This window comes from Flavicella sp. IMCC45668 (assembly GCF_057219105.1).
Window position 1 is genome coordinate 1980332 of record NZ_CM170114.1, and the last position, 23304, is coordinate 2003635.

Annotated in this window: 11 protein-coding genes; 1 reads left to right on the forward strand and 10 read right to left on the reverse strand. The window is 34.0% G+C overall.

The window, feature by feature from the left end:
• From AC2DZ0_RS08270 to AC2DZ0_RS08285, 4 genes are all read right to left on the reverse strand, one after another.
• Complete coding sequence (locus tag AC2DZ0_RS08270; protein WP_484641206.1) at positions 1-1761, reverse strand: RagB/SusD family nutrient uptake outer membrane protein; 1761 nt, start codon at positions 1759-1761, stop codon at positions 1-3.
• 14 nt (positions 1762-1775) lie between these two features.
• Positions 1776-4883: a SusC/RagA family TonB-linked outer membrane protein gene (locus AC2DZ0_RS08275; RefSeq protein WP_484641207.1), complete on the reverse strand. Its 3108-nt coding sequence runs from the start codon at positions 4881-4883 to the stop codon at positions 1776-1778.
• Between the two features lie 381 nt (positions 4884-5264).
• Positions 5265-6887, reverse strand: coding sequence for a sulfatase (locus tag AC2DZ0_RS08280; RefSeq protein ID WP_484641208.1), 1623 nt, complete (start codon positions 6885-6887; stop codon positions 5265-5267).
• Complete coding sequence (locus AC2DZ0_RS08285) at positions 6880-8799, reverse strand: FAD-dependent oxidoreductase (protein ID WP_484641209.1); 1920 nt, start codon at positions 8797-8799, stop codon at positions 6880-6882. Before AC2DZ0_RS08285 ends, AC2DZ0_RS08280 begins: the two co-directional genes overlap by 8 nt.
• A 199-nt stretch (positions 8800-8998) precedes the next feature.
• Between AC2DZ0_RS08285 and AC2DZ0_RS08290 the strand changes: the two genes are divergently transcribed.
• The gene (locus tag AC2DZ0_RS08290) at positions 8999-10537 is read left to right on the forward strand and encodes a helix-turn-helix transcriptional regulator (protein ID WP_484641210.1); all 1539 of its coding nucleotides are present in this window, start codon (positions 8999-9001) and stop codon (positions 10535-10537) included.
• Positions 10538-10566: 29 nt separating this feature from the next.
• On the opposite strand, the gene AC2DZ0_RS08295 is transcribed toward AC2DZ0_RS08290, so the two are convergent.
• From AC2DZ0_RS08295 to AC2DZ0_RS08320, 6 genes are all read right to left on the reverse strand, one after another.
• A complete protein-coding gene (locus AC2DZ0_RS08295) occupies positions 10567-12060 on the reverse strand; it encodes a sulfatase-like hydrolase/transferase (protein ID WP_484641211.1) in 1494 nt (497 codons plus the stop codon).
• A gap of 143 nt (positions 12061-12203) precedes the next feature.
• Positions 12204-14231 (reverse strand): glycoside hydrolase family 127 protein, encoded by a 2028-nt coding sequence (locus tag AC2DZ0_RS08300; protein WP_484641212.1) that lies wholly within the window; start codon positions 14229-14231, stop codon positions 12204-12206.
• Between the two features lie 183 nt (positions 14232-14414).
• Complete coding sequence (locus AC2DZ0_RS08305) at positions 14415-15392, reverse strand: family 16 glycosylhydrolase (RefSeq protein WP_484641213.1); 978 nt, start codon at positions 15390-15392, stop codon at positions 14415-14417.
• A gap of 183 nt (positions 15393-15575) precedes the next feature.
• Positions 15576-17642 (reverse strand): glycoside hydrolase family 127 protein, encoded by a 2067-nt coding sequence (locus AC2DZ0_RS08310; RefSeq protein ID WP_484641214.1) that lies wholly within the window; start codon positions 17640-17642, stop codon positions 15576-15578.
• 260 nt (positions 17643-17902) lie between these two features.
• Positions 17903-18760 (reverse strand): helix-turn-helix domain-containing protein, encoded by an 858-nt coding sequence (locus AC2DZ0_RS08315; RefSeq protein WP_484641215.1) that lies wholly within the window; start codon positions 18758-18760, stop codon positions 17903-17905.
• A 359-nt stretch (positions 18761-19119) separates the two neighbouring features.
• Complete coding sequence (locus AC2DZ0_RS08320; protein ID WP_484641216.1) at positions 19120-23235, reverse strand: hybrid sensor histidine kinase/response regulator transcription factor; 4116 nt, start codon at positions 23233-23235, stop codon at positions 19120-19122.
• Positions 23236-23304: the final 69 nt, after the last annotated feature.

The window sequence follows — 23304 nt, forward strand, 5'->3', positions numbered from 1 at the left end:
TTAATTTGAGATATTTGGATTTGAATTAATTTCAGTTAATGGAATTGGATAAGTTCCATGTAACTCTTCGTTATAATTTTGACTTGGAATATCGTATTCGTAATCAATTCTAGAAAATGTATGCGCCGGATTTGATGGTGGCGAAGTAGCTACCTCAGAATCCCATCTCCAAGTGGATTGGTTAGACCCAGGAGGGGTATAACTATAATGACGTAAATAGAATGATTGAGCAGCTAATTTTGCGAAGTTTTCTTCGACTACCCCCCACCTCTTTAAATCCAAGAATCGAATTGCATGTCCTTCCATAGACAACTCCAAAGGTTTTTCTTTATACATCAAATGCTCCATAAAAGAATCTCTATCATACGTTAGTTCATCATAAAAATGTTCAGTATCACCGTTAGAAGGACCTAACAATTCTAATGCCCATCTTTTTCTTAAACGATTTATCATTTCAAGTGCTCCAGGAATATCTCCTGTCTCAGCTAAACATTCAGCTTGGTTGATAATAACCTCAGCTAACCTATGTACAACTACATTTTTCCCGGATTGATTTGTACCATAAGGAAGGTCATTTTCATCCGCTACTATATCATGATTTGTATGTTTTTTAAACCAAGCAAACCCCCAACCGTTTTTACTGATTCTCATATTTTGAGTAACGGTACCATCTAAATAATACAATGTTTGCTCATCTTGAACAACAGCCATCATCGCAGAAGCTCTAAGAGAAACATTTCTAAACAGTGTAGTTCCAGTTTCATCTTCGTATTTGTTTCTGTCACTTCTGATATCGATTGTTTCGTTCGCATACTCATAAGTCAACCAAGCTGGACCATATGGCCCTTGAACTCCACCTGTAAACAAAGCTAAAATATTCGATACAGCTTCACCGTTCCATAGATTTGCCTCTGGTTTAAGAGTATTATTATATGTTATCTCTAAAATGGATCCTGAATTATGCTCACCAGCTGTTGTAAATAATAAATCAATATCTTCTTCTAATTGGTAGTCATGATTATTGATAACATCAGAATAATACACCATAGCTTTCGTATAATCCTTTTCTTGTAAATAAGTATTTCCTAAAAGTGTTGCCGCAGCTCCAGAAGTAGCCTTACCTAAATTATAAGACCCAGGATATTCTCCTTTAGCATATAAATTTGCATATGCATACTCCAAATCCTCACGTATAAACGATAACACCTCTGCTGACTCTGACAAGCCTTTATAAAGTTCATCAGTGTTTTTTGGCACTGCATCTTTAATAATAATGCTTCCGTTATTGTAGGTAGAGTATAAAAAGTAATGATACATACCTCTTAAAAATCTTGCCTGTGCCATTTGAGAAGTCCATTCTTCTTGTTGAAGAAAACTTTCATCCAAATTGTTTAAAGCTTCAATTACTTGATTTGTTCTAAAAATCCCTTGGTAAGTTACCTCCCATTTATCAATAATTTCTCTAGTACTGTTAGTAAATGTTTGATTGTAAAAAGGACTAATAGCCTGTGGAACAGGTCTACCAAAACCTGGCCAACCCAAATCAGAACGTAAGGTTTCAGGAATAATCGATAATGTTGCCGGATGATGTAGCGTATGATATGCCGCATACAATCCTTTTTCTGTAGCTCCTAAATCTTTCCAATAAGTTATATTTGAACTTGCTGTTGGATTTGTCTCTGTAATAAAATCATCACTACAAGAGCTCATAAAACTCATTGCTACGATGAAAATAATGCTTTTTATAATTCTATTTTTCATAATATAACTAAGTTTTAAAAGTTAAAGTTTAATCCAAGTAAATACTGAGCCGATACTGGAGTAACACCTTTATCTAACCCTCTTGCAGAAACCCCTCCTCCAACTTCTGGATTGTAACCAGAATAATTAGTAAAAGTAAATGGGTTTTGTGCTCTTACATAAAATCTCACTCTATTAACTCCTAGTTTTTCAATTGTTTTCTTAGTCAAGCTATATCCAAGTGAAATAGCTCTTAATCTCAAATACGATCCATCTTCTAACCATAAATCACTATAACCAACACTATTAAGATGCCTAGTTGTATCACCTCTCCAAGCATAAATTGGTGTTACTGGATTAGCCTCAGACCATTGATATATATTATCTCTATGTCTTCCGTAACCTACAGCTGTAGCTCTACTTCCATTCATAATTTTCTGACCTAAAGCAGCATACCAGTTCATAGAGAAATCAAAACTTTTCCAGTTTGCGTTGAAAGTATAACCTATTTCGTATTTAGGTAATCCACTTCCACTATAAACTCTATCTAAATCTGAAATTACACCATCTCCATTGTTATCTTTAAATATTACATCTCCCATTCTAGCAGAAGGTAATAACTTTTGAAACTCAGCTAATTTCTCTTCTGTATCAGCTATTCCGTCCGTAGTTAACAAGAAGAATGAACCTGCTTCGTGACCTACAGCGTGCGCTGTTACACGAGATTGATTGGTAGCTCCTTGAACTAAACCAAAATCATCAGTAAATAAGAAATCGCTTTGACCATCTATTTTAGTAATTTCATTTTTGTTTGTTGCAAATGTTCCATTCATTCTCCAATTAACTTTACCAGTCTTTCCTCTTAAGCCCATCGCCAATTCAAATCCTTGATTCGTCATGTTACCAACGTTATAAATAACACGAGCATTCGCACCACCACCATTTGAAGGAGGAATAAAAACAGGGAATAACATGTCTTCTTTATCAGAATAATAGTATTCTCCAGTAACAGTAAACTTGTTTTTAAACATTCCCAAATCAAAACCAATATTCGATTGTCTTGTCGTCTCCCATTTTACATCTTCATTCGGATATGCTATTTGTCCCGCACCTCTACCTAGTTGCTCAGAAATCCCACTAGCATTACTCTCTGCAAAAGCACCATCAACATTTTGCTGAATTACACCTTGACCAATATATGCTTGTACACTTTGATTCCCCACTGTTCCGCTAGAAACTCTAACTTTAAAGCTATTCGCAACATTTTTAAATGAGTTCCAAAAGTTTTCATCAGATACATTCCATGCAAATGCCATAGAAGGGAAAATCGCCCATTTATTACCTGACTCAAATTTAGAAGTTCCATCATAACGGAAACTAGAACTGAAAACATACTTTCCTTTATAATCATATTGCATACGACCCAAAGTCCCGAATAGAATATTAGTATAATTATTAAGATTCCCGACATCCATAGCCAAAACTGCTGAATTCAAAACTTCAATATCTGGATCTGTTGCTCCTGCTCTACGGGCAAAAAATCCTTCATAAATATATTTCTCATACGTAGTACCATATGTAAATGTTACATTATGGTCTTTTATAAATTCTTTTTTATAAGTTAATAGCCCTTCTAAATACAAAGACGTTCTTCTTGAAGCGTCATTTCTCACAAAACTATTTGAAGGATTACTTACATTCCCATTTTCTAAATTGACCACCAGTCTATATGGTCTGAATTGACTCTCATAAATATTATGAGATGTTGCCGCCGCAGTACCTCGCACTGATAAATCATCCGTGATTTGATAATTCAACGCAACAGAAGCATTTGTTCTCACTCCTTTTTGTTTTCTGGTTGTGTTGATAGTTTCTACCAACCAACTTTGTCTGTTTGCATCCGAACCTCCAAAATTCAATGCAGGATCTGTTGCTCCTGGCTCAACAGGATCTTGGGTTGGACTGTATCGAATTGATTGTTGAATCAACCAACCTTGAGGTATATCTCTATCTTCGTATGATAAACCTACACTCGAATTAATACTAATTTTATTTTTCTTGTACGATGTATTTACTCTTGTATTAAAACGCTCGAAACCAGAATTGATCAACAATCCTTCTTGCTTAAACAATCCTAACATTACGTTATATGTAATATCATCTGTACCACCAGAAATATTAGCATTGTAATTTTGCGTAGGTGTGTTATCTCTAAAAATTGTTTTACTCAAATCAGTTTCATTCTGCAAATTGTATGGAGATCTGAGAACTCTAAGAAAACCATTTGCATCATCATCAAAAGCCCCTTCAGAATTTCTCCTAGAAACAATATCGAAATAAGTTTGATCTACAGAGTTCATCAATTGCTGAGAAGGATTCAACACATTAACCGCATAACTTGCATTCAACCTAACACGTAATGAACCTGGCTTACCTTGCTTTGTTGTAATCAATATTACTCCGGCAGCACCACGAGACCCATAAATTGCAGTTGAAGACGCATCCTTTAAGATATCGATTGTTTCAATATCACTAGGATTGATCCCAGGATCTCCTTCTTGAGCAATTCCGTCTACCACATATAATGGTGTATTATCACCGATCGTGGTAATACCTCGAATCAAGATCTCCGATTGACCTCCTGGATCTGCAGATGAAATAACGTTTACACCCGCTGCTTGACCTTGTAAAGCAATTCCTAAATCAGGTGTATTAATTTCTTCTAATTGTTCCGCTTTCACCCTTACAACAGCCCCGGTAACTTCCTTTTTCTTTACGGCACCATATCCAATAACGATCACCTCTTCTAACTCATCCACATCAGCTGTCATGGCAGTATTTACCGTATTCCCATTAACTGTAACTTCTTGGTCAGCCATCCCCATATAGCTAAACTTCAAAACCTCTCCTTGTTGAGCTTCAATAGAATATTCACCATCGAAATCAGTTGTCACACCAATGGTTTTTCCATTACGTTCCAAAGTAACTGAAACCCCTGGAATCGGACTTCCATCCTCTGCTCCGGTAACAACCCCTTGAACCTTTTCTCCTTGTCCTTGAGCTGACATTGTAAAACTCAGAGTCAAAAGAATGAAGAAAATCGAATGCCTCAATTTCCCTCTAATATTAAATTTTTGTTTCATTTTCATTTTGTTAAGTATTGGTATTAGTTTACTTATTTATAGATTTTTTTTAGCATCTCAACCTTTCGCACAAGGAGGTAAATACATTACAAGTCTAAAACATGTTTTACTCATAGATTTCACTGGTTTTTTGAGTTATTAAAAGGTTGTTGGTTACAATAATCATCTGATTCGAAATATGAATTTTAACACTAGGATCTTCTTAATTCACTAGAACACAAAAAGTAACTCTGTAAAATTAACAGTTGCTTAACTTTTCAAACCTCATTTTTTTACCCTTTAGTTAATCTATTTTACCCTAGATGAATTATCTCGTATTTAAAAACAAAAAGCACCTACATAAAATAGGTGCTTTTTATAAAAACTCAAAATGAAACAATATTATTTCATCAAACTTTTATAATACTGCTTCATAAGTTTTTTTACCAATTTGGGATTTTCTGCGGCAATATTAATAGACTCTTTCGGATCCTCTTCATGGTCATAAAGCTCTATATAAATAGGTATCGTATTTTGTTTTGAACTATCTTCCCAAACAATCAACCTATAGCGATCTGTTCTCATTGTATATCCCATTAATTCATTCTCAAAAAAATCTCTATCCCATTTTTCTTTTTGTTGCAATTTTATTCTTTCTTCAACTTCATCTAATAAAACACCAAAATAAGTCTCTCTCATTGCTGGTCGTAATGGATACGCACCCCATTCACGTAAGGCAGGAGTTGGAAATTGACTAAAGGCCGCCTTTTTCCATTTTTTATTTGGATGATTTAATAGCGGAACAAAACTTTTACCCTCTAAATGAGTGGGTTTTGAAATATTTGCCAATTCACAGAGCGTCGGATACATATCTACCAACTCCACTAAAGCATTTGTTTGGCTCCCAATATTCTTTTTTTTGATCGTTGGTGAAGAAATAATCAATGGAACTCTTGTTGCAACTTCATAATTTGTTGCTTTCCCCCAAATTCCTTTATCTCCAAGATGCCATCCGTGATCACTCCAAACAATAACTATTGTATTGTCTCTTTGTCCAGACGCCTCTAATGCCTCCATCATTTTACCTATCTGAGCATCTACATAACTTACACAGGCTAAATAAGCATGTTTCAATGTTCGAGCTAATTCTGCATCAATTTCACCTTGTTTTGGAATTCCATGACGTACCCTTAATTCAAAAGACGGATGTAGCCCCATTTCAGCACCATTAATAGGTCCCTTAATTTCGTCCGTAAGCGGAATATTTTCAGGATCATATAAATCCCAATATTTTTTTGGAGAAGTCCAATTCAAATGTGGTTTATGAAAACCTAGTCCTAAAAAAAAAGGCTTTTCTCCTTCTTTTAAAACTTCCCTCATGGAAGCTATAGCTAATTCGGTATTATAACCATCCGCATAGGCGTTATCCGGTACGTCTGCAGACTCATAGGCTGGTCCGCTTGCCAATCCATACTTCGCAACTTTTCCATATTTTGCGAACATCTCTTTTTTATACGCCTTCTTTATTTTCTGATTTTTTATTGTATTAAACCCTGCAGGCTTAGCAATTCCCTTGATTTCCATAGAATCCAAAGCAGGTTGACGATTCCAAGATAACGCATCATCCTTATCTCCGTGATGAAATATTTTACCACAATAAAATGTCTCATAGCCATTTTGAGAAAATAATTGAGGTAAAGTTACTACCTCTGGGTTTGCTTCCCTAAATTTGATATAATTGTGATAGACACCACTAGTCTGTGGCCTTATCCCTGTAAGCAAACTTGCACGAGATGGTCCACAAATTGCTTGTTGGCAATAAGATCTTTTAAAAAGCACCCCCTCACTTGCCAACTTGTCTAAATTCGGAGTAATAGCGATATCCGATCCATAACACCCCAGCTCAGGTCTTAAATCGTCAATACCTATAAATAATATATTTGGTTTTTGTTTCAATTGTGCTTGTGCTACTTGAAAAAGAAACAAACAAACCAACCCTATAAATCTAAGTCTCTTTTTATGCATAACATCTAATTTCAAAAAGTTTAGCTGAATCTGCTCCATACGTTTCATGCATATTCACACGAATTGCCGTTACTTTAGCGGACTCAAAATTAAATTTAATCAATCTAGTCCTGTTGTTAGAATTTTCACCTATTGTTTTCCATTCACCATCAACCCTCGCCTCAATATCCAACTTCTTCAATAATTCAACAGGTACATGATTTGCAAACGTCTCATTATTACGACTATCTTTACGCATCATGATATTTTTTTTAAGATTTGTGTCACATTTCAACTCTACCTTGCTTAAAGAAACCGGCATCTCCCATTCCATTTGAATGTTAGCTGGTAAACTTTCCGACTCCCAGTGATTTATCTTCCCATCAAAATCTCTAGAAATCCCATTAATCAATAACTTGGCATCACCTGATTTTGTAGTTGAACCAAATAATGCGGATGACTTTTGTGCTAAATCCTTTTTATCATTGGCATATCTATTTGGAATAAAAGCATCATCTCTTAAAAGCTGTTCTTGCAACTCATTTATATACTCTTGTGCTACTTTTCTAGGGGATACATTTTTCTTAACACATATACTAGCCGCGGTTCCTACCGCTTGTCCCATTAACGCGCATGTTCCCATGACCCTTGAGGATGACAATGCGATATGTGTTTGACTGATATTTCTACCAGCAAATAGTAAGTTCGAGATATTCTTTGAATACAAACTACGGTACGGTATTTCATACACCTTTTCAAAATGCGCATGAAAATAACTAGGTGGATGCGTAATATTTTCAATACCACCCCAATTGTGCTCATCTAATGACCATCCTCCGTACGCCACAGCATCTTCAAAATGTCTATGCTCTGTTAAATCTCTTTCAGATAAAATAAAATCACCTACAAAACGACGAGACTCCCTTCTACCAGGTATAGACTGTACCCAATCCAATGCATAATTATCAGCTTCTGGAAACTTTCCTGAATTTTTAATATAATCCCAAACACCGTGTAAATGTCCCATAAGCCTTTCACGGTTTTCTTCTTGCTCTGCAATTATATCTCCCTTACTTCCAACTTCAACCCACCAAATACCACCTTCAAAACCTTTTATCTTCCTTTTCGGATGTGCATTTTCATAATCATATTTTATCACATAAGACGGTGCCTCATAAGGCATCGGTCTCCCCATATCTTTTGAGGACATTAACAAGGTAGCCCCCATCTGCCAGCCATCGGCTTCTTTTGGAGCATATTTTTCATTGAACTCTGAAGCCGCCTCTCTCCCGGTTCTAAATTCAGCACCCGCAGAAGCAGCTAACATTCCGTCACCAGAACAATCAATAAACTGCTTTGCATTTATAGTAAACTCAGTCTCAGTAGTCAATTGCCAACAAACAGCCGCTACAATAGTATTCCCATCCATGATAGCCTCATTTGCTTGGGTATTAAGCATGAGATCCAAATTTTCTTGCTGAACGATATAATCATACATAACATGATCAAATACAGGGTATGCCTCTTGTGGATTTCTAAACCTGTTATGTAAAAGAATTTCTTCAATCACCCCTGTTTCTCTTTCTGGAAGTCCATTAGGTCTTAAATGAGTTACACCATTTACGTGAACCCTCATTTCGCTAGAGGCATTTCCTCCTAAAACAGGTCTATCCTGAATGATAACGGTTTTCGCACCATTTCTTGCAGCAGACACAGCTGCACACATACCAGCTAATCCCCCTCCCAAAACGGCAACATCATAGGTAAGTGTTTTTCTTCGTTTTATATCCTTTTTTGTAGAAGACTCAGCTTCCGTTGAAAAAGAAGATTCAGAGGTAACATCTTTTGTAATGTCACATGCATTTACAACTGGAACCAAACCAGCCGCTAATACCCCTTTAGCTCCTTTTTTAAAAAAATCCCTTCTTTTCATCTGCCATATATTTTAATTATTAATGTCCTACTACTCTAAAAACTCAACTATATCTCTAGATGGTTAAATGTACATACTCATAGCTAAACAGCTCTTATTTAACCATTACAAAAACTTAACATGCTAATTTATGAGCATTTTTACAGATTAACTTTACTATCTTTATTCAATCATTAAACTACCATACACATTGAATAAATTGAAATTTATATTTTTCACATGTACTTTATTATTTTTATCAATAACCTTACATGCGCAACAATTAACGAATCATGCTGAAGCTAAATATTTACTTGATAAAAACCCTAAAGAACTCAAATCTGAATATCGGAAAAGTTTACAAAAGGGAGATACAGTTTATGCAATACAAAATATTTTAACCTTAAGTAAAAGAAATAGAATTACGCAGCAGTATAGTGACGCGTTTTACAATGCAGGAGAAGCATTATTTTTATCAGAATTCATAAAAGACACCCTAAACATTGCTAGAGCACATACTGAACTTGGAAAAATTCAATATTTGTTTAAACAAGATGCTGCCTGTGGAGAACATTTTCATAAAGCGAATGATTTGTTCAAAAAAATAAAACACACCCCAAGATCAGAATTTTTAAAATCTTACTTTAATATATTATTATACTACCAGCACATTGATGATACAAAAAATATGTTGGCATACATTGACACCTGTAAAACGCTAGCTTCAAGCATACCAACAGATAAGTTTTTTCATGTATTTCTTCAAGAAAAAAAATCAAGTGTATTAAAAACCCAAGGAAAATTCAAAGAATCGATACAAGTATTAAAACACTCCATAGATACTGTTCTAGTTTCTAATCCGAACCATAGCTTTTTAATTATTATATATGGCTCATTAGCAACCAGATACAATAAAATAAATGACATTGAATCTGCAAAAAGATACTTTCAAAAAGCTACGTCTATCAAAGACAAATATGGAGAAAACACATTTTACAAATCTTACCTACATACGATTTACGCAAAATTATTAGATAAAAAAGGAGATTATAAATTGGCCTATAAAAATTTAGAAATTTCAAGATCAATTGACAATCGATACCTCAACACAAGAAATGTAAGAAACAAAGATTTCTTGACTATAAAAAACAGGTACAGAGAACAACTTTTCACTTCGAAGCAAAAAATAAACCAACAACAATTGGAAATTTTGGAGAAGGAGCAAGAAATCATTCTTTTTAGATCTTTAATTCTAATTTTACTGTTTAGTTCCTTGCTAATTGGTGTACTATTGCATTTCAGAAAAAAATCTTTAAATCATAAAAGAAAACAACAAGAATCTGAAGAAAAAATAGCACTTAACAACAAAGAACTCACCACTAATGTATTGCAACTTATTGAAAAAGAATCCATCATAAACAGTCTTAAAAAAGAACTTAAATCCATAGACAAAGAGGGAAAATCAAAAGGTCTCTTATTAAGTATTGAGCAACAATCTAATAAACTATGGGACTCCTTCAACAATCGATTTATAGAGCAAAACAAAGGGTTTTATGAACGTTTACAGAAAAAGGCTCCAAATTTAAGTGCCGCAGATTTAAAATTATGTGCCTTGATAAAACTAAATTTTTCTGGACAAGAAATGGCATATCTACTTGGAATTTCACTTGGTAGCGTGCATGTTGCACGTCATAGATTGAGAAAAAAAATAGACTTAGATAGAAAAATAAATTTAACCACATTCATGGCATCCATATAAAAAAAGCCCAATTAAAATTGGGCTTTTGTTTATTTTTTTGAAGCTGCATTTTGCAACATTTCTACCTCAAATGTCTCTTTAAACTGAGGCATTCTGCCGTCTTCCCATAATTCTTCATCTTTTGCAGAATAGTACCACATTGGTTTGATAAACGAGTGTGTCCATTCTTCTATTTCTGCAATCATTTCCCTCATTTGTTCAGGATACCTATTTCCCAAGTTTTTCTTTTCACCTTTATCTTTATCCACATCAAACATCAACCAAGGTTCATTACCCATTCTAGTAACTTTTAAACTCCCTTTTCTACCTGCTACATCAGAATAACCATGTCTATACCTTAGCGCATAAATCATCTCATCTGGCCTAGCATCTTTGCCCGCTATCACAGAAGGTAAAATATCTTTACCTGCTAAGATTTTATTTTTTGGAAATTTTACATTAGCTGCATTTAAAAAACTTGGATATAAATCCAATGCCGAAACAGGATAATCATACACTTCTCCTCCTTTTATTTTAGCTGGCCAATGCACAAACATTGGAACTCTAAAACCACCTTCCCAAGTATCACCTTTCGTTCCTTTAAGTGGTGCATTGTTGGCTCCATGATCAAAATTACCACCATTATCGCTAAGAAAAACTATAATAGTATTCTCTAATTGATTTGTTTCTTTTAACGCTGCCACGATTTTACCTACCCCTCTATCAACTGCATATACCATTCCGGCATAGGTTCTTCTATCTTTATCTTTAATAGAAGAAAAAACTTCCATATCTTCTGCTTTTGCCTCCAATGGAACATGCGGTGCATTGTATGCCAAATAGGTAAAAAAAGGTTGTTTTTTATTCTTAGCATTTAGGATCGTGTTTACGGCTTCTCTTGATAAGGCATCAGTAATATATTCTGTTTCCTTTACTTCTTTTCCATTATGTTCTAATGGCAATACATAATCTCGAATTACCTTTACTCCCTGCTTCTTTTGATTTTCATAAACTTTTCTATACTTAGAAGGAAAATAGTTATGACCTCCGCCCAAGAAACCATAAAAATTATCAAACCCTCTTTTGTTTGGGTGAAATTTTGGAGAAGCTCCCAAATGCCATTTTCCAATAACAGAAGTGTAGTATCCTGCTTTTTGAAGTGATTTAGGCATAAACACTTCTTTTGTTGTCACTCCCATATTATCTTTATCATTCTCACTCGAATTGGAGTGTAAATTAAATGGAGCCCCAATCTGATGCGGATACCTACCTGTCATCAAAGCTGCTCTACTTGGTCCACAAAACGAATGCGCTACATAAGCCGACGTAAAAATAGTTCCATTTCCCGCAAGTTTATCTAGTTCGGGAGTTATTATATCTGTTGATCCATTAAACCCAACATCTGCATAACCTAAGTCATCACATAGAATTACCAGAATATTTGGAGGTGTCTCCTTTTTTGAGTTTTCGGTTGCATTAGAATTGCAGGCTGACAACGCAGCCACTACTGCAACAACAAGGTGAATTGATTTAAATAATTTCATTTTTTCTTGTTTACATTAAAGTTTAAATATAGGTGATTATTCTTCTAAATATTTCCACTATTTACCCATATACCTCTCCTATTTTATCACAAAAAAAAAGACGTTGCACTTATACAACGTCTTTTTCCTGAAATTCAATAATATTATTCCCACAAAATAGGTAACCAAACTGACATCTCACTCGCACCTCTATTTGCCCAAGCAAAATAGGGAACTAGTTGTACATTTGTTGCTTCCCATGTTGGTTTTGCTATCTCTCTATACATTCCAGGTTCATTATCTTTTCTAAGCTTTAATTCACCTGATATTGTAGAAATTCCTCCTAAAAAGTTTGGATCATATTTTGCTTTTAAATTAGAGTTAACTGGTAAATAAACATCTAATATATCCGTCTTTTTCGGCAAGTCTGGAGTTTCAACACAATATACTACCGGTCCTCTTTTTACCGCTGCTTGATTTCTAACCTCCTCAATCAAAGGGTTCCCTTCTAACAATTTTATTTCCATTGGCATTTGTAAACTTATTACATCTCCCTTTCTCCATTTTCTATGAATTGTGGCGAAGTTACCAGGAATAACACTAGTAGCAACAGACTTTCCATTTACGAGTACTTTAGAACCTTTTGCCCATTCTGGAATTCTCAATAACATATCAAAAGCAGCTCTTTTACATCTTTCAACAGTAATGGTCACGTCTCCTTTCCATGGATACTCAGTATCTTGTTTCAGCTCTATTCTAGAGCCATCCAATAATTTAGTTTTTAATTTATTTCCTCCATAAAGATTTACTGCAACACCATTATCTGACAAACTATAAGCCCATCCTGAAAGTTTTGCGATTGTTCTCACTAAGTTTGGTGGACAACAAAAACAAGGTATATAAGGTTGTCTAACATCAAATTCAGTATCATTACCAGGATCAAACCCTTTATGACTTACACGCAGTGGATTTGCATAAAAATAATCTTTCCCTTCTACACTTATTCCTGATAAGGCACTGTTAAAAAGCACCAATTCCATGATATCTGCATATTTTGATTCCCCATGAAGTCCAAGCATTCTATAACTAAACATTGAATTACAAACATTTGCACAAGTCTCGTTGTAGGCCGTTAAATTAGGCATCATATAATCATTGATAAACCCCTCATGAACCATATCGACATGCTTAGAAACACCGTGATGCGTTTGCCCCACAGCGCCTGTTACATACATTTTTTTATCCGTTACGCTTTCCCAAAGCCTATCCAAAGCATCAATTAATGCCTGTTCACCTGTTTCTGCAGCTACATCAGCGGCACCCGCATAGAAATAAAGCGCCAATACAGCATGTCCTTCTGCAGAAGTGGCTTTTCGAAGTGGTGTTCGTTCTTGCACCATATCTCCAATAAATTTATATCCAGAAACCGCAGTTGGCTGTACCTTAGACTGTCCTCTTAAATTAATAAACAACTCCGCTAGGTCTAAATATCTTTTATCTTTAGTTGTTCTATACAACTCTACCAATCCCATAATTTGGGTCTGATTAAATCCAAAACGTTTTAAATCCCCTTTAGGTTCTGGCATAAATTTTTGATACAGGAAATCAGCATTTTTTATGGCCAAATCTAAAAAGTTTGTTTGCCCAGTAATTCTATTATGAATACAAGCACTTGTATATAAATGTCCGAAATTATACATTTCATGGTGTTGTCTATTTCCAAAACGCTCCATTGAATCGTCTGTAGAAACTTTGGTATGAATATAGCCATCAGGTGCTTGGGCTTTGGCTATAATTGCAATATACTGATCAAGCTCCTCAACAATTCTTTTATCTTTATTCTGCGCATAAATATATAAAGATGCCTCCATCCATTTATAGAAATCACCATCATGCCATTTCATCCCCTTGTGTTTTCCTTCTTTTAATCCGGCAGCTATTTTAAAATTATTTAAAGCATGTCCTACATCACCTGTTAATAGAGTTCCCATATGCGGCACCATAACTTCCTCGGCAACTTTGAATTTATCTGCCCAGAAACCAGTGGTCCATTGACAGTCGCCAATATTCACACTTTTCAGCTTTACATATTTACTATCTTTATTGGATATGATCCCTTTACTTTGTGCAAATGACAAATTTGACATTACTGCCAATCCAAAACATACTACAATTTTAAAATAACTTTTCATTCTATTCTTTTTAAAACACTATTACTATTTACGACTCTAATTAATAAATTACTAAAGGAAGTTTTGTCTCTAAAGGATTATTTTTTGTCTTCTAGGATACTATCGTTCCCCATTATCTGTTATTCCTTAATTTTAGACAGCAAAAAGCCTTAAAAGATAATTCTCTCAAGGCTTTAACTATGTTTATTTCTTTTGCCAAATACGAACATATTCTATCTCATAATCAACAACACCATCCTCTTTTTTTCCTTCTGGACTATTTAACTCTAAATCTTCTAAAGAATCAGGAACGCCATGCCAAGGAAAAGTCTCTTGATCTAACCATATGCTAATTTCACCATCAAGGACCCATCCATTTGGATAACCTTTCTTTGCTGCATAAGCATCTACTTGTTCACGAGTTGCCCCTGTTTTGTATTTACCATCTACATAAAGCTTCACTCCATTCTCATTCCATTCAATTCCGTATACATGAAAATCGTCGGCAACTCTAAATCCATAATCCAAATGTTCGGTATAAACGCTCTTCCCTTTTCCTTCTCTACTCCAATCATGAATGGACCACCACATTTCTGTATCTAAATGTTGTTTATTTTTGTTTCTACCACTTCCGAATTGTTCAAAAATATCTAATTCCGTTCCGCTACCTATACCCCAAAAGGCACTTGTAATTTCTGCATCTGCCGCTTTACTTTTAATTTCCATATAACCATATTTAAAGAACTTTCGTCCTATCAAACATGCAGTAGTAATATTTTCAAACTTACTTCTGGTATTATTTTTCCCCCATGGTTTACTTAATTCGTCACTAAAAGGAAAGTCTGGTTCCCACCTAGTTTCCAAAATCAATTTCCCATCTTCTAAACGATAATTTTCTCCAGAAAATTGCGAAGGAGCTCTTCCTTTCCAGACCTTCTTATTGGGTTTATCTGGGTGTTTATAAACTGGTTTTCCATTTTTAAACTTCCCAACAACATACCATCTTTTCTCATTCAAGCTACGAGATTCAAACTCATCACTCGCCTCTTTATTTAATTTCCATCCTCCTTTATTTTCAGGATCGGAAAATGGATACACTTTTTGAGCTTTGATTGATTGCAACGCAATTGCAATAAAAACAATACTCAACACAGACCACTTTTTAAAACTATTTAACATCATAATTTATAATTATCTGGATTACACAAAGTAAATTAAACAAGTCCTAATTCTCAGGCTTTAATTTAACTAAAATTAGGTCGATATTACCAAAACACTCTTGGTTTATTACCCTCTCCTTTATTAATAAAAAAATCGCTATCAACATAATGCTCATAGCGATTTGAATTCTTTTTTTAATTTACATTACCAAACCACTGGTAAGAATACACTCATTTCACTTTCTACTCCCTTATTTCTATTAGACCAAGAATAATAAGGAACAAACATCGTTTTATATGACTCCAAAGTTGGTTTCGAAACTTTGTTATACATATTCTTATCAGACTTCCCTTTTCTAATCAAGATATCACCTGTAATAGCCGTAACTCCACCTAACAAATCTTCTTTGTATTCAGCAGTTAAAGCATCCGTATCACCTTTGATATATGCATCAACAATATGCGCATCCTTAGGTAAATCAGCAGATTCTAAACAATACACAACTGGACCTCTTTTGATTGCAACTTGATTACGTACTTCTTCAATTCTAGAATGCCCTTCAACAAAAGTAATATCCATTGGAAATTCGATAGAAACTACATCTCCTTTTTTCCACTTACGATTGATTGTAGCAAACTCACCTGCCACTACTTTTGTACCGCTTTCCTTTCCATTCACAGTAATCTTAGTACCTTCTGCCCAGTTTGGAATTCTTAACATTACATCAAATGCACTTCTTTTAGCTTTCTGTACCGTTAACTTTACTGCACCTTCCCACGGATACATTGTTTCTTGTTTTAAGGAAATTTTAGAACCATCTAACAACTTAGTATTCAAAGTATTTCCTCCATACAAGTTTACAGCAACTCCATTTGGCGCTAAACTATATGCCCATCCTGAAACTTTAGCTACAGTTCTAACTAAGTTTGGAGGACAACAAAAACAATCTAAATAAGGTTGACGTGTTGGGTATTCCGTATTCATTTTTTTGTAATCTCTTGAACCTTCGATTACTCTCAACGGATTTGCATAATAGTACTTATCACCTTCTAAATTAATTCCAGACAAAGCACTATTGTACAATACCAACTCCATGATATCTGCATACTTAGATTCTCCATGCAATCCTAACATTCTATAACTAAACATAGAGTTACAAACATTTGCACAAGTTTCGTTATAGGCCGTCATGTTTGGCATCATATATCCATCAATAAATCCTTCTTCAATTTTATCTCTATTTGTAGAAGCTCCATAATGTGTTTGTCCAACTGCACCGGTTACATACATTTTTTCACCTGTTACATTGTTCCACAATCTATCTAAAGCATCTACTAATGCCTGCTCTCCTGTTTCAGCATATACATCAGCCGCTCCTGCGTAATAGTATAAAGCCAATACAGCGTGACCTACCGCCTCACTAGATTTTCTCAATGGAGTACGCTCTTGTACCATATCTCCAATTGGGTATCCAATGGTTGTAGAAACCTCAGTAACCTTGTATTTACCTCTGTTGTTGATAAACTTCTCAGCTAACTCTAAATATTTCTTGTCTTTTGTAGTTCTATACATTTCAACCAGTCCCATAATTTGAGTTTGATTGAAACCAAAACGCCCTAACAATTTATTATCTGGTAAAAACTGCGTATGTAGTAAATCTGCATGTTTAATAGCAATATCTAAGAAATTTCTTTGCCCTGTAGTTCTGTAATGAATACAAGCTGACGTCATTAAATGACCAGAATTATACATCTCATGATATTTTCTGTTTTCGTAACGATCAACATCATCATTTAACTGAATCTGAGTTTGCAAATACCCGTCTTTCGCTTGTGCTTTTCTGATGATCTCAATATAACCATCTAATTCAGTTAATAGGTTCTTATCACCATTTTGAGAATATAGATAGCATTCAGACTCCATAAACTTATAAAAATCCCCATCATGCCAACGCATTCCTTTATGTTCCCCCTCTTGTAAACCAGCGGCAATCTTAAAATTATTTAAAGCATGGCCCACATCTCCAGTTAAAACGGAACGCATGTAAGGTATCATTGTTTTCTCTGCAATTTTAAACTTTTCAGCCCAAAATCCCTCCGTCCAATGACAGTCACCCATATTGATACTTTTCAACTTTACATGCTCACTTTTAGAATTATCAATAATCCCTTTGCTTTGGGCGTTTGCAGAAGACATGCATACCATAGCTACAGCAGACAAAACAGCTCCTTTTAGCAATGATATTTTTTGAGTTTTGTTTTTCAAAATCATTTTTTAGAATTTTATTTTTTGATTCTTGCAACCACATCACCGGTTACCCTTGTTAATCACATATTTATCTAACACAAATTAAACGGAACAATACAATAAATGATTTATAAAATTTACCCCGTACAAGCATAATTTTACCCTCGTTAAAAAAATATATGTTTTGATATAAAATGAACTGTACAAATCAAACACATACACCATGTATCATTCGCGCACTTTCAACTTGAAGTTTACAAATACCACTTGTTCGATAAGAAAAACTAGATAGCTCTTCTATATGCTTTTGGAGTATACCCCATAACATGTTTGAATTGCTTGTTAAAATTGGTTACAGATTTATATCCCACCAAATAACACACCTCATTTACAGGGAAATCTTCTTGAACTAATAACCTTGACGCATTTCTAATTCGGACTTCATTTAAAAATCTCGTAAATGATTTGTTTGTCATTTTCTTAAAAAATCGACAAAAAGAATTCGTTGTCATACAGGCAACATCCGCGACATCATTTAACGTGATATAACTAGAATAGTTATCAGAAATAAATTTTAAAACGGTGTCAATACGATCTGAATTATTTGTTGTGTATTGTCGCATATCAGATGAAGACAATACTGTTTTATGTTTAGTTAAAGACAGTTTATACAGAATATCTAATAATTTAATAGACTTCTCAGGTCGTGTAGCATCATACATTGACATCAAGTCTTTATGCATTGATTTACTAACTTTTTTGCTAAATGAAACCCCATATTTAGACTGTGCTAATAAATTTTTTATTTCAGAAAACTCAGGGTTATCAAAAGCTCCTTCTCCCAAAAAATTACTGTTAAATTTAATTACGATGGTATTGACGCTATTGTAATCCCCTTCTGTATAATATGAAGGATCATTTCTCCATAAATGAGGTAAGTAAGGACCTACTAATACTAAATCACCAGCTTCAAAACGCTCCACACTATCTCCAACAAAACGAATACCTGTACTTTTTGTGATATACAATAACTCATATTGCGAATGATAATGCCAAGCGGCATCTAAACAAGGAACATCTTTTCTTGTCACACCCAATCTATCATTTACTAACGTATCTGTATTTTTTAGAACTAATTTCATAATTGTAGAGGTTTTAGTGAAAGTTAAAATTGGTTTCTTTTTATCTTTATGTAAAGAATTTCACACAAGAGACATATACAAACTTAGCAACGAACCCAAATTATATCTTATACATCAGTACAATTACATTAACTGTTAGTTCAAAAGCAATCAAAACCCTATATAAACCCTGGGATACAGAAGAAGTTTAATGTGGTTTTTTTTTCAATCTCAAAGTACCTTATATTGAAATAACACTCAGATATAAGACGTAAAAACTCGTTATAACGAGGTAAAATGTTGCTTTCATAGGGTAAATTTGGACAAAAAAAGAAAAGACTCCCGTACTGAGGTATAATGTTCTGTTAACAAAAACAGCTCTATTTTACCCCGTTTTCTGACACATAATTGGAAGGAGAGACCTTAAAGTATTCTTTAAAAGCCTTATTAAAGTGCGGTCTATTTTTGAATCCTGTAGACAAAAACACCTCATTGACAGACATATTTTTCTGAACTAACATACTGGCTGCCTTTTTCAAACGATAGGTTTTTAACAAGCTATAAGGTGTTTGATCGGTAAGTGCTTTTACTTTCTGAAAAAAATGCGTTCTGCTTAAGAACAATTCTTTAGCAAAGGAATTGATATCCACTTCCTGATTATCAAGATTCTCTTCCATAAGTGCATATAACTTTTCTAAAAAAGTAACATCTGTACTTACAATTTCATCTTTTTTTCGAGTAAGAGGCAAATTAACTTCGAACCTTTCTCTTAACAACTTTCTACTCTGTAAAATTGATTCGATCTTTGAAATAAGTAATTTCATATCAAAAGGTTTGGTTATATAGCTATCCGCCCCTTCCATCAATCCCTTAACTTGCTCGTCGACTTCTGCACAAGCCGTTAATAATACAATCGGAATATGACTTGTATTGATATCAGCTTTTACACTTCTACACAATTCAAACCCATTCATTTCTGGCATCAAAACATCACTGATAATCAAGTCGGGCCATTCATTATCCAATGCATCCAAACAAGCTTTACCATTGCTAAAAGAAGTTATATTAAAATAAGCTCCTAGTGCATTAGATATAAATAATCGCATATCATCGTTGTCTTCCGCTAAAAACAAATTCGCTCCTCTTAACTCTGAGGCTACTGATACATTTTCAATTTCATCTTGAGTAGGTACAAATTTCTCTTGTGTATACTTTTCCTCAAGAGATAATAGTTCTTTTTCTTTTTCTATTTGCCCTTCCTCAAAACCTTCAATTACTATAGGCATTGAAATTGAAATCTCGGTTCCTACTGTCAATTCACTTTTTGCAGCAATGGTTCCATAATGCATTTCTACCAAACGTTTTGAGAAAGCCAATCCGATACCTGAACCTCCCACTCCAAAACTATTCTGTTTATTGGAATGATAGAAACGATCAAAAATAAATGGTAAATCTTCTGCATCTATACCTTTACCCGAATCCTGAACGGAAACTGACAAAATATTCCCTTCATTTTTATAACGAATGGTTACAATATCACCTGATTCTGTAAATTTAAAAGAGTTACTTAATAAATTATTTAAGGTTTTTTCTAGCTTGTCATAATCAGCAAAAACATACACTGGCTTTTCTGGTGCAATTATTTCTAGTTTTTTATTGTGATTTATGACATGTATTCTATAATCCTTTTGAATCTCCTCCATCAATTCATGTACATAAAAATGGGATTTATTCAATTTTAAAGCATTGGCATCGGATTTCTGAAAATCGTGCACTTGATTTACTAGTTGAATAATTTTTTTAGTTTGACGTTGAATCATTTCCAAATGACCATAAATATCTGTCTGTTTGCTAAATTTTTCTGCCAATATAGAAACAGGTCCAGATATCAAAGTTAAGGGCGTTTTAATTTCATGTGAGATATCAGAAAAATACCTCAATTTAGCCGCACTTATTTCATTTACCTTATCCTTTTCAAACTGTTGAATTTCTAAATCATGTTCTAAATGAATATACCTGAGCCTATAATTTACAATCCCATATAGGACGAGCACAATCAATAGTATATATACCATGCGGGCAAAGGTTGTATTCCACCAAGGCTGAAGGATTGTAATTTTCAATTCTTTCGGTTTTGTCCATTCATTTAGAGAATTAGAGGCCATCACCTTTAATTTATACTCACCCGAAGGCAAACTACTATAATTGATTGTTTTTTGAGCACTCGGTACTTGAATCCATTCAGAATTACTAGGAAGTAATTGATATTTTAAGTAATATTTTTTAGGATTCGAAAAATGCAAGGAAATTAAATCAATGGAAAAAATATTCTCATCGTATTTTAAAACCAACTCCTCAATATCATCTATACTAGACTCTAATACAATCCTATCCTCTAGAACATCCTCTGGATTTATTTTCTTATTTAATATTTTTAAATTTCCAAAACTTAATTGAGGGAGCGGTTTAAAGAGTTCTAAATCTTCACTTTTAAAATAAAAATAATCTCTATAACCAGATAGTAACAGAGTACCGTTAGCAAACAAAGCATTCACGTCTCGAAATTCTTCAAAGGGTAATCCATCCTCTTTATAAAATTTGGCAAAATTTACATTTTTTGGATCAAATTTATTCAAGCCATAGTTCGTAGCTACCCAAAGAGTGTTTTTCTTATCAATAAAAATATCTTGTACATTGTTATTAGAAAGTCCCTCCTTTTCTGTGTAAGAAAGAAATTTCAACTTTTTGTCATTTTCTAAAACTTTTGCAATTCCACCACCCACGGTACCAATCCAAAGAATATTATCTGGTCCTCTTTGAATGGCACTTACATAATTACTAGGAATTGAATTTTCTAGGGAAACATCGGACAAAGATTGCGTTATAACTAAATCTTTTAAGGGCTTATTTTTTTCTAATTCTACTCTATACAAACCATCATGAATAGTTCCTAACCATAAATAATTGTAAATCGGATCTACATAAAAGTCCCTTACATAATAGAGTTTATCTTTGATAAAAAAGGAATTCTCCGTAAGTTCCTCAAAGCCTTTATAATCGCCCTTTTCATCAAACTTCAATCTAAAAACAGCATTGACACTATGAATCCAAATATCACCAAACTGATCCTCTTCTATGGACTTAAATGAAATAAGATTTTCTAATTTTTTTTCTTCAATTTTAGTAACCTTATCCGTGTCTGCATCGATTACAAAAAGTGACTTATCACTATACCAAACCCAAGTATTCTTTTTAGAATCTATAAAAATCTTAATAACATTGTTGTTGTTAATTTTTCTAAACTTTTGAATAAAGGGACTATTTTTTCCTGTTCTAGTATTTATTAAATCTACTCTACCATTTCTAGCAATTACATAAGCCTGATCATCATCAAGCTCGGTAATATTCATAACTCGATAAGCATTTACATCATCACTAGTTACCCCTTCCATGGACATTTGTTTAAAAGGAGATTTTTCCGTTTTAAATTTAAAAATCCCTCTATCAAAACTCCCTACCCAAGTTCCTTTATTTTCTGTGATTAACACGGAAGTAATATGACAATGTTCCGACGGAATTATAAACCTTGCGGTATCCGTCCCTTTCCCGTGAATCAGTTTAAAAATATTATCCACTAAATATAGTCCGTTTGCTACATGCCCTAACCAAAGATTACCATCTTTATCCACATTTGCTGTATTAAAACGCGTCTTTTTAAACCCCGAAAACAGGCTAGAATAATAAAGTCTATCGTCTAAAACATGATAAGAATATACCGCTACGCCATTCTCTAAGGTGAAAATTAACTTATCATTATCAAACACTTGAACAGATCTCGCATCCTTAAAAACAGGATTATCAATTATTTTATATTGATTCTTATTGGCATTAAAATGCAACAATCCAACATTTGAAGTAAGCAATAAATTTTCATCATCCAACAGGGTCATATCTGACAACAGAACCGTTCCCAATTCCATTTTTTTTGGGATAATATATTTATCCAAAAACCTCATCTCGGAATTAAAAACAAGAATTCCCTCTTGCCAAGTCATGGCATAGATTTTATTGTTTTTTTTATCTTCAATGACCTTTAAAACACCTGGTCCTTTATCTAATTTATTCTTTAATTGATTAGAATATAACGCTGTAAATTTCTCCAATTTTGGATCATAGATCGTAATTCCATTATCTGTTCCGATCCAAATCCTACCTTTAGAATCCTCACAAAGAGATCGCACCCTGTTGCTGACCAATATTTTTTTATCTGTAGCATTTCTATACTTTTTTATTTCGTAACCATCATACCTATTAAGTCCATTAAAAGTACCAAACCACATATAGCCGCTAGAATCTTCAAGCATACAAGTTACGCTGTTATCAGATAATCCATCAGGAACAGAGATATGTGTAATAGGCTCAAGTTTGTTCTCAACAGCGAAAACACTTATAGAAACTAAACATAAAAAAACGCAAAAACAGAATTTTCTAAACATAGAATAATATTACAACATTTTTATTTTTCCTTCAACTATAACAAAATAGAATGTATAAAAAAGCTGCTT